Origin of the sequence: Brevundimonas sp. (assembly GCF_035561115.1) — a bacterium.
Taxonomy (GTDB): Bacteria; Pseudomonadota; Alphaproteobacteria; order Caulobacterales; family Caulobacteraceae; genus Brevundimonas.
The window spans coordinates 37345-47303 of record NZ_DATMYH010000103.1; the positions used below are offsets into that span (position 1 = coordinate 37345).

Sequence of the window (9959 nt, forward strand, 5' to 3'; positions counted from 1 at the left end):
GGACCTGGGCCTTTAGGCGAGCATGATCCAGAGCACGAAAAAGGCGACTACACACAGGCCGGAAAACAGACACATATTGACGAACATGCGCATCATTCCACGTTCGTGCTGGTCTGTGAGACCGAGGTAGTCGCAGACCAGATTGGACGGACGCAACAGCAGCGTGAGCAGGGTCATTTTTGCTTCCTTGCAGGCGGTCGGGCCAGGCGAGCGAGGGCGGCAAAGTGTCCGGTCATCGTCCGCAGGCTTGTGGCAGCGTCACCCGAAACGGATCGGAATACACCCTGGGGAATCCCCTTAGCGGTGGTTCGCGGCCGCCACCCACCTCGGCCTTCGGGGAGTCTCGAAGCCGGGTGCGCAGGATCTTCCGGACATCTGATTTGCGCTCGCGCAAAGACCGAAGCGGCCTGCGGATCGGTCCCGGGCGGCGGCTTCGGCGGCTCCGTGGGACATCCAGGAGCGTGTCGGAGCGTGGACTTTGCGCCGGAACAACCTGGCCCCAAGTCGGACCCGGAGAGTTTCGCCCTCAGCCTGCGAGGCACCTCCCCGGCAATCGCTCCCGGACGCAGAGCGGGCTCTCGTGGCGGTGATCGTGGGTCTGGCGGCCTCTATCGGTCGCCGGGCCACGTTCCGCTTTACCCGAAACCAGACCGAGGCCCGCATCGCCACCCGTCCGTCAGCCATGCGGCGATCGCGTCACCTGCAAGCGCGGTGATCTCGAATGGCACAGGTCTCCCCGCCTTTGGCTGGATGACGATTGAGCGCTGGCGAAGCGCATTATCTGCAGCCACGTCGCCGACTCAGAGCCACGAGGTCACACCCGGAAGCTTGGCGTCCAGGGCCCATTGAACATGCAAGGCCACGCCCAGAAGAGTGCTCCGGCTCCGGCCGTGCCGTAGGCGATCAGACGGTCGGCGTTCCATCGGGCGCTTTGGCTGGATGCGCAGGGCAGATCGTCGCATGGCCAGTCTCCATTTGACGTCGCCACCCCTGTCCACTTGATTCCATGGCCACAGCGGCACTTGAGCGCCAAAAGGTGACGTTCGCGTCCCGCGCCTTCGGCGAGGGGTTCGCGCGGGGGGCGCCGGCCCTAGCAAGCCTCACTATGTCCGAACAGCGCTGGCCTTTGCGCCCAGGGGATCGAAGACAGCGAGGAAGCCCCCGGCCTGGCCCGGAATGGGGGAGAACAGCTCCAAGCTGCCGTTGGCGGCACGTGAAATGGTCTCTGCGATGGCGAGCCCGAGACCCGAGCCCAGGCCGCCAGTCGTACCTCTCTCGAAACGCTGCGTCAGCCGGGTCAACCGATCTGGCGGGACTATGCGGCAGTCGTTGGCCACGCTGATCTTCCCCGACGCCGTCAGGGCGATGTCGATCGGCGTTCCCGTGGGTGAATGGTTCAAGGCGTTCTCGATCAGGTTCCGCACCAGAATGCCGAATGCGTCAGGATCTATGTGCGAGGGCGCGTAGTCCGGCATTTCCACGCGCAGAGGGCGGCCGGTAAGTTCGTGACGGAAATCGTCGAGCGTCAGCACCAGGATCGGCACCAGATCGGATTCCGTTTTCCGCAGCACCCCGGCGCCTTCCGCGCGTGCAAGCTGAAGAAGCTTTTCGGCGAGGCGCGCCAACCGCTTGAGCTCCGCCTCGAGGGCCCGCGCCCGCTGTCGCTGCGGCTCCCGCTCCAGTTCGCGTACGAGACGTTGCACCTGGGCCAGCGCCGCGGCGATCGGTGTCCTGAGCTCATGCGCCGCGGAAGAGGTGAACGCACGCTCGGCCTCCAAGGCCCGAGACATCCTCTGCATCAGCCGGTTCACCGAATCCGCCAGAGGCAGGAACTCCAGCTGCAGCCCCTCCGTTACGACGGACGTGAGGTCTGTCTCGTTGCGATCACGGATCGCGTCCGACAGGCGCGACATCGGCCTCAGGCGGATGCGGGTCAGCCACCAAACCCAAAGGACCGTGAGCGGCAGAAGCGCGGCCATCGGCCAGGCCAAGGCCGCGACGGTCCGGAGCAAGGTCTCGCGCCTATGCTTGAGTGGTTCGGCCACAGCAATGCGATAAGCGCCCGAGACGGCGTCGGCGCCGTAAAGCCGGTAACCGTGCCGATCCCAAAAACCGAGCCGCGGTTCCCCGGAGAACACCTTGCGGTGGACATCGTGCGAATAGAGCAGCACCCGCCCCCCGGCGTCATATACGGCGTAGGTCAGGTATTCCTCATCCGCACCGAGCGGCGATATGCGGCGCGCTGCGAACTCGTCGTCCGAATTCATCAACTCGACGACCGCGAGCGATAGAATTCGTTCGGACGCCTCCTGAAGAACGCTGTCCGAGACTTCATTCAGCTCATGTCGCAGGACTGCTCCCGCCAGCAGCAGGGCTGCAATCCACAGCCCGACCACCCCGAGCGCCACGCCCAGCGACAGGTCACGACGCAGGCTGCGCGGCCGACTCACGCAGGGGCTCCAGGACAGCCAAGGCGATAGCCCAGCCCTCGCAGCGTCTCGATGGTCTCCCGGCCGAGTTTCTTGCGCAAGCGGCTGACATAGACCTCGATGGTGTTGCTCTCCACCTCGCTGTCGAAGGCATAGAGCCGCTGTTCAAGTTGCGGCTTGGTGACGATCGAGCCGGGCCGCTGAAGGAGGGCCTCAAAGATCGCCCATTCCCGTTGCGACAGGTCGATCCGGCCGGCGGGACCGAAGATACTGCGGGCCGCGAGGTCCACCTCCAAAGGTCCAAGTCGGATCTGCGGGTTCGGATTGCCGGCATAGCGGCGCGCGACGGCGCCGATGCGCGCAGACAGCTCATCAAGATCGAACGGCTTGACCAGATAGTCGTCGGCGCCTGCGTTTAGACCCTCGATGCGCTCGGTAGTGCGATCTCTGGCGGTGAGGATGATCACCGGCGTAACCGAGCCGCGCGCGCGCAGATTGCGTAGGAAGCTCAGCCCGCTCCCGTCCGGCAGCATCAGGTCAAGCAGAACCAGATCGTAGCCGACGCCGTCGACGCAGGCGCGTGCGTCCGCGATTGTCATGACACGGTCGACGCCATGGCCTTCAGCGATGACCTGGTCCTGCACGGCCATGCCGAGCCCCGGGTCGTCCTCCACCAACAGAATGCGCATGCCGTCCTCCGCCGAAGTGGATGGTCCCACAAGCTGACACCATGCTGAACGCGGAGCCACACCGTATTCAGCGCCACGTCAGTCTCGCAGAGCAGAAGGCGGGTCAGCGATGTGAAAGGACCCGTGATGCGCCGAACTCTGATCCTCCTGATGCTTGGGGGCGTCTGCCTCGCCGCAGGAACCCCGGCAATGGCTGGCGATCATTGCGACCGCCCGATGCGAGACTGGCGGCCGAGGCAAGCCGTCGAGGAACGGGCGCGAGAACTCGGGGTTGAGGTCAACCGTATCCGCACCGATGACGGCTGCTACAGGATCTACGGGCGCACGGCCGATGGCCGGTCCGTCGAGATCGAGATGGACCCTCTCACGCTGAATGTCCTTGAGACGGAATTTGGGGATCGGGCCCGGAGGCGGGATCACGACCGTCCGGAGCCATATCGGACTGCACCGCCGGGCCGCCCGGCTGCTCCAGCCATCCGTTAAACAGGCCCGCGAGCGGCGCCACGAAATGAACCATCGGAGACAACCCATGAAGAAGATCGCCTCTTCGACCGCCCTGTGCCTGGCGCTGGCGCTCCTGACCACGCCGGCCATGGCCCGTCCCGTGACGATAACCACGAAGATGAAGTCATACGGGGGGGACGGCGCCTACCTGGCGATCTACCTCACGGATGCGGCAGGCGCCTACAGGCGAACCCTGTGGGTTTCCGGCCGCAAGACGAGATACTGGTCCCATCTCTCAAACTGGTATCGCGCGACGCGCGGCTCCCCCCCCGGGGTCGATGCGATCACCGGCGCCAGCGCGGGATCGGGCCGCACCCTGACCGTGACGGTCGATCTTGCGGATGCGCTGATCGACGCCGGCTATCAGATCCGGGTCGACAGCGCAGTCGAGGACGACGCGGACCGACCGGCCGAGGTGATCGCTCCCCTCGCCGCCAACGGGCGGCGCCGGGCCACCGCCGGCCGAGGGTTCGTCCAGTCGCTGACCTACGACTTCTGAGCTTACCAATGAGCCGCAGGATCCATTCGGTCGCGGGCCTCGTCTTCGGGCTGCTGCTCGTTCTGGTGGCCGGAACAGGCGCGATCCTGTCGCTCGAGCCTGCCCTGGAACGCATGCAGGCGCGTCCTGGCGGCGGCTCTGTCGCCCAGCTCGCGGCGCAGGTGGCCGCGCGGCATCCGGGCGTGGAACGGCTTGAACGCCGGGCCAACGGCGTCGTGCTGGCGAGCGTTGCGACACCCCAGGGCTACAAGGTCCGGCGGGTGGATCCCGCGACAGGGGCGGACCTGGGACCGTGGGAACCCTCCGGGACGATGCGATGGATCCAGAAGCTGCACCGCTCGATGCTGCTCGACGACGCGGGCAAGGCGATAGCCGGTGCAAGCGCCGCGGTCATGGCGACGCTCGGCGTCACCGGGGTGTTGCTGCTGGTCGGCATGCTGGGCGGTTGGCGCAGACTGGGACGGCGTGTGCGCAGCTCCGGAGCGAACCGTTGGCATGCGATAATCGGGCGGGCGGCGCTGGCCGGGCTTTCGGTCTCGGCGCTGACCGGCCTTTGGATGTCGTTGGCGACATTTGGGATCGTCAGCGACGGCGGTCCGGACACCTCAGTTTTCCCGGAGGTCGTCAATAGCGCCTCGCCCGCCCCGGTTGAAACCCTGACCTCCCTCCGACAGATCCGGATCGAGGACCTGCGACGGCTGACGTGGCCGGCGGCCGGCGACGCGACCGATGTGTTCGGCCTCAGGACGGCCGACGGCGCCGGATACGTCAACCAAGGGAACGGCGCCTTGCTGAACTGGCAGCCGCACTCGTCCGCGCAGACGATCTGGGAGTGGGCGTACAAGCTGCACACCGGCCAGGGACTGTGGTGGTTCGGCCTGCTGCTGGGCGCTTCGGCGGCGGCCACGCCGGTCATGGCGGCGACGGGCGGATGGATCTGGTTAAAGCGGCGCGCGGCGCGTCCGTTCATCGCCGGCGCCGTTTCAATGGCAAAGGCGGAAATCGTCATACTGACGGGTTCCGAGGGCGGTACGACCTGGGGTTTCGCCTCGACCCTGGCCAAGGCGCTGATCGAAGCGGGGCGGAAGGTCCACCTCGGCGCGATGAACGATGCGGGTCCCATGCCCGCGGCGCAGGCGCTGATCGTGCTGACCGCCACCTATGGCGATGGCGCGGCTCCGTCATCGGCGGCGCGGTTCCTCTCCCGACTCGACCAGATGAACAGGGTTCCGGTCGCCGTGCTGGGGTTCGGCGACCGCAGCTTTACCGCCTATTGCGGCTTCGCCCAACTTGTCCTGACGCAGCTGGCCGAGGCCGGCTGGCAGACGCTCACGCCCATGGCGCGGATTGATCGCCAGTCGGTGCGGGATTTCGCGATCTGGGGCGAAGCCTTGGGAGACGCGCTCGGCCTTCCGTTGAAGCTGAACCATCGGGTCGCCTTCCCTGAGCCGGTCTCGCTCAAACTTGTCGAGCGGCGGGCGTTCGGCCGTGAGGTCGGCGCGCCCTCCGCTATCCTGCGCTTCGAGCCGGCGGCCAACGCCAGATTGCCGCGCTTCCAGGCCGGCGACCTTCTGGGTGTTGTCGCCCCCGGAGCCGACGTCCCACGCTTCTATTCTCTCGGGTCCGCCCGGCGGGACGGCTTCATCGAAATCGCGGTGCGGCGTATGCCGGCCGGGCTGTGCTCGGGCTACCTGTACGGGCTTGAGCCGGGCGATGAGATCCGCGCCTTCGTTCGCCCAAACCCTGCATTCCGCGCGACCAAGGGGCGGGCGCCGGTTATTCTCGTGGCCGCGGGTTGCGGGATCGCCCCGGCGATCGGCCTGTTGCGCCACATGCGGCGGGATCGGCCCTCCGTCCTCTACTTCGGCATACGCGATCCGGAGTCGGATTTCCTCTATCGGCAGGAAACGGACGCCATGCTGGCGGACGGACGGCTTTCGCGTCGGGTCATGGCTTTCTCCCGCTCGGGCCGAGGAACGCGCGTTCAAGACCGCCTGAACGAGAGCCCCGACGAACTCGCACGCCAGATCCAGGCCGGCGGGCAAGTGCTGGTCTGCGGGAGCGCTGCGATGGGACGCGACGTCGCTCGGACCTTCGAGGCCATCCTGAGAACTCGCGGCGTGACGGTCGCCGATCTGAAAGCCGAGGGACGGTATCTCGAAGATGTCTACTGACGCCCTTGCCACGCTGAATGGTCCGACGATGGGCGCCCGTTGGTCAGTCCGGCTGGCGTCCCGACGCGCGGCTCCGGAACTCTCCGCGGCCCTCCAAGCCAGCGTGGACTCCGTCGATCGCCAGATGAGCACATGGCGACCCGACAGCGAGCTTATGCGCCTAAACGGGGCGGCCCCGGGCGCGTGGGTCGATGTCGGCTCCGACCTGATCAAGGTGCTGAAAATTTCGGCCGAGGTTACGGCCGCTTCGGGCGGAGCTTTCGACATCGGCGTCGCCGAAGCCGTCAGCGCCTGGGGGTTCGGTCCTGCGCAGGGTAAGGCGGACGAGACGGCGATCCGGCTCGCCATGGGGCGCGCGCTGCATTCGGAGGTGGAGTGCGAGCCGGCCGCCGGTCGCGTCCGGCGGCTTAACAATCGACTCCTGGACCTATCGGGCGTGGCGAAGGGATTCGCCGTCGACCAGATGGCCGAAGTGCTGCGCAAACACGGCGTGCGCGGATTTCTCGCGGCCCTAGACGGCGAGATCGTCGTCGACGGCGAGCGCCCCGACGGGCGGCCCTGGGCCGTTGCGCTGGAAGAGCCCGATCCGTTCCGTCGGGCGGGCCGCGCGGTGATCGAGGTCTCCGACCGCGCCGTAGCGACGAGCGGCGACTATCGGCATCGGGTCCAACTCGGCGCGAAGTGGCTGTCGCACACGATGGATCCACGCTCCGGCGGACCAGCCTGTAACCGACTCGCCAGCGTGACCGTCCTGGCTGCTGACTGCGCCAGGGCCGATGCCTGGGCGACGGCGCTGATGGTGCTTGGGGAAACGGATGGCCCGCGCCTCGCCCGGAGTAGAGCGGTCGAGGCGATCTTCCTGATCCGCGACGATGACGGTTTTGCGGAGATCTCGACGCTGGGCATCTAGACCGATTGGGTCCTGATTTTCGGGAGCGTCCGGTCGCCAAGGCGAGGCCCCGAGTAGCGACCCGAGGAGCGGGATCTTTCCCGATGGCCATGGTGTGAGCCATGCATACGTAGTCAGCCGAGTGTCGCCTCGGAGTTCAGAAGCGCTCGAGTCTGGCGCATCCCCAGTCTCCGTGGGATCCGGATCAGGGTCATCGCATATCCCGGCCGTCTCTCTCCGGTCGCCGCTTCTGGCGGCGAACGTTTCCGGAGAGACCATGTCCCCTTCGTCCACCCTGCGCTCGTCGGTGCCTCTCCCGGCGGAGCCAGAGGCGCGCCCGCGCCGGCCCGGTCCGGGCCGTCCGCCCAAGCCCGTCGTCGAGTATCCCGAACCGCTTTGGGAGCCTGTCGAGGCGCCCCATGATTTCGCGGCCGCTTTCGATGCGGAAATCCGGAGACATGGCGACAGCGTCTGGGGTCTCCACAAGGCCACGACGGCGAAAGGCGGGATGGTCGACCGGACCACGCTTGGGGCCTGGCGCCGGGGGACGAAGGGACCGCAGACGCCGGCCAGTCTGCAGGTCGTCGATCTGATCGAGAATCGTTACCGGCTTCCCCGGGGCTATCTGAGATCCCGCGTCACCCATGGACGGGCCGTCTCGGGTCACCGCCTGCCGGAAGTCGGCGCGGCGGAGCGGCGGCGTCTCGCGTGGCATCTCCCCGACGACTTCAACGCCCGGACGGCGAGCGAACAGGCGGAGATCCTCGCCTGGGTCCGGTCGTCGGTTCTCTCCGGCGGCACGGCCTTCCATCGCTATCACGCCGAGGTCTCCAAGCACCGGTTCGCGATCCGGTTCGAAGGCGTGGTTGAGGGCGCTCCCCTGAGGTCCGGCCATACTCTCTCGTCGCGGCCGGAGTTCGCCCCGCCGCCGCGCCTCGCCCGGGAGATGGCGGACCTGCTGAGGTTCAAGACCCGGACCCTGACCGAGGTGGGCTTCCAGCGCTCGGGCGTCTGGGGCCCAGAGACCGCGTCGCAGAAGGTCGAGCACCTCGGCCTGCTGTTCGGGGCCCTGACCGTGGGACCGGACAGCGTGTCCCGAGGTTTCGGATTGCCGCGCGAGCGGCTGACGTTCGCCTTGCTCGTCTCTCCGGCCGTCTGGGACTGGTATGTCCAGTGGCGCGAGACGCGACGCGGCTTCTACACCGGCTGGGAAGCAGAGATGCTCCTGCTCGCGGCGGCGTTGACCCGCAGCCAGACCGGCTGGCTGCGGCAGAACCCCGCCCTGGCCTCCGAACTTGAACCGGTCGAGGGGCTGATCTCGGAAGACGACGTCCGGCGGATGCGGGACGACTGGGACGGCGCGTGCGAGCGGGTCCATCGCCATGCCCTTGCGCGAGCCAAGGAAATCCAGCGCGTCGCCCGGGTCCACCGGGACCCGTTCGAACCGCTTTTGCCGGTCCTCGAGGCGGCGAGTCCGGTGGGCGAATATCTCAAGATCACGCGGGAAATCCTCCTGAGAATGCCGCATGCCGGCCGTCACCCGCGGGCGGCGGCGGAGAGCGTCCGGGCCTTTCTGATGATCCGGCTCGGACTTCATCTCGGCCTCAGGCAGAAGAACCTGCGCCAGTTGCTCGTCCGGCTTCGGGGACAGACCCACACCAGCGAGCGGGAACTGGAACGCCTGAAACGCGGCGAACTGCGGTGGAGCGACCGGGACGCGGGCTGGGAGGTCTTCATCCCCTGCGCGGCCTTCAAGAACGCCCACTCGGGCTATTTCGCCAAACGGCCGTTCCGGCTGCTCTTGCCTGATCTGGGCGACCTCTACCGGTGGATCGACGACTACCTCGACCGGCACAGGGCCCGTCTCCTCGCCGGCGCGCCCGACCCGGGCGTCTTCTTCATCAAGACGGTCAAGACCAGGAGCCGGGACGCAGCCTACAGCCAGCAGACCTTCTATGAGGCCTGGCGGCTGACGATCCAGCGCTACGGCATCCACAATCCGTACACGGGACGGGGCGCGATCCCCGGCCTGCTGCCGCATGGCCCGCACAGTGTCCGCGATGTGCTGGCCACCCACATCCTCAAGCAGACGGGCTCCTACGAACAGGCGAGCTATGCGATCCAGGATACCGCGGCCACGGTCGCCGATCACTATGGTCGCTTCCTGCCGCAGGACAAGGCGGCCCTTGCCGCCCAGGTCCTCAATCAGGTCTGGAACGACAGGGCGGCCTGAGGGACGGGCCGGGCGCGGGGAGGCGGCTAATTTCCGCCCTCCCGGCCTCCGGCCGCGCGCAGGAGGTCGCCGACTCCCCGGCCATTCAGGCGGCACGCGGCGATGACCCGGTCGTAGACGACGACCCGGCCGCTGCGGCCACGCACCGTGACGCAGTTCAGGGTCCGGCCGCGCGCGAGCGTCGACAGCCGGTCGCGGGCGGCCCGGCCGGAGGGGCTGTGCAGCTCGGGCGCATCGAAATCGGAGAGCCGGACCTCGATCCAGGTCGACGGGTCGGCGCCGGGACCGACGCAGAGACTGTCCCCGTCGCCGATGTAGCGGACCTCCCCGGAGAAGGTCTGCCCCGCGCGATCGGGTAGCCGGCCTTCGCACGGATCGGCCTTCGCGACCGCCGGACAGAGCAGAAGGGCGGCGGGGATCAGGAGCCATTTCATGGGTCCAGCCTGCCGTCGCTGGAGGGCGGCGACAACCCCGCCGGAGGGGAAAGGAAGGCCGGCGGCGGACGCTCCGTGGTGGAGCGGAAAAGGAGACCGCCATGACAC

The 9959-nt window shown here is 67.5% G+C and carries 9 protein-coding genes; 5 read left to right on the forward strand and 4 right to left on the reverse strand.

Features of this window, described 5'->3' with window-relative positions; genetic code table 11:
• Positions 1–12: 12 nt before the first annotated feature.
• The 3 genes from VN378_RS13405 to VN378_RS13415 form a co-directional block, all read right to left on the reverse strand.
• Positions 13–177 carry a hypothetical protein gene (locus tag VN378_RS13405; RefSeq protein ID WP_304929111.1) on the reverse strand — a complete coding sequence of 55 codons (165 nt, stop codon included), beginning with the start codon at positions 175–177 and terminating at the stop codon, positions 13–15.
• A gap of 926 nt (positions 178–1103) precedes the next feature.
• Positions 1104–2450, reverse strand: coding sequence for an ATP-binding protein (locus VN378_RS13410; RefSeq protein WP_304929110.1), 1347 nt, complete (start codon positions 2448–2450; stop codon positions 1104–1106).
• Positions 2447–3118: a response regulator transcription factor gene (locus tag VN378_RS13415; RefSeq protein ID WP_304929109.1), complete on the reverse strand. Its 672-nt coding sequence runs from the start codon at positions 3116–3118 to the stop codon at positions 2447–2449. The genes VN378_RS13410 and VN378_RS13415 overlap by 4 nt, the downstream gene beginning before the upstream one ends.
• 150 nt (positions 3119–3268) lie before the next feature.
• On the opposite strand from VN378_RS13415, the gene VN378_RS16885 reads away from it, so the two are divergent.
• From VN378_RS16885 to VN378_RS13435, 5 genes are all read left to right on the forward strand, one after another.
• A complete protein-coding gene (locus VN378_RS16885) occupies positions 3269–3601 on the forward strand; it encodes a PepSY domain-containing protein (RefSeq protein WP_414642249.1) in 333 nt (110 codons plus the stop codon).
• A 46-nt stretch (positions 3602–3647) separates the two neighbouring features.
• Entirely contained in the window at positions 3648–4121 is a 474-nt protein-coding gene (locus VN378_RS13420; RefSeq protein ID WP_325744074.1) for a DUF2271 domain-containing protein, read from the forward strand.
• 8 nt (positions 4122–4129) lie between these two features.
• A complete protein-coding gene (locus VN378_RS13425; protein WP_304929108.1) occupies positions 4130–6295 on the forward strand; it encodes a PepSY domain-containing protein in 2166 nt (721 codons plus the stop codon).
• 28 nt (positions 6296–6323) lie between these two features.
• Entirely contained in the window at positions 6324–7205 is an 882-nt protein-coding gene (locus VN378_RS13430) for an FAD:protein FMN transferase (RefSeq protein ID WP_304929128.1), read from the forward strand.
• Between the two features lie 256 nt (positions 7206–7461).
• Entirely contained in the window at positions 7462–9417 is a 1956-nt protein-coding gene (locus VN378_RS13435; RefSeq protein ID WP_325744075.1) for a hypothetical protein, read from the forward strand.
• Between the two features lie 26 nt (positions 9418–9443).
• Here VN378_RS13435 and VN378_RS13440 read toward each other — a convergent pair whose 3' ends face one another.
• Positions 9444–9851 carry a nuclease gene (locus tag VN378_RS13440; RefSeq protein ID WP_325744076.1) on the reverse strand — a complete coding sequence of 136 codons (408 nt, stop codon included), beginning with the start codon at positions 9849–9851 and terminating at the stop codon, positions 9444–9446.
• Positions 9852–9959 lie beyond the last annotated feature (108 nt).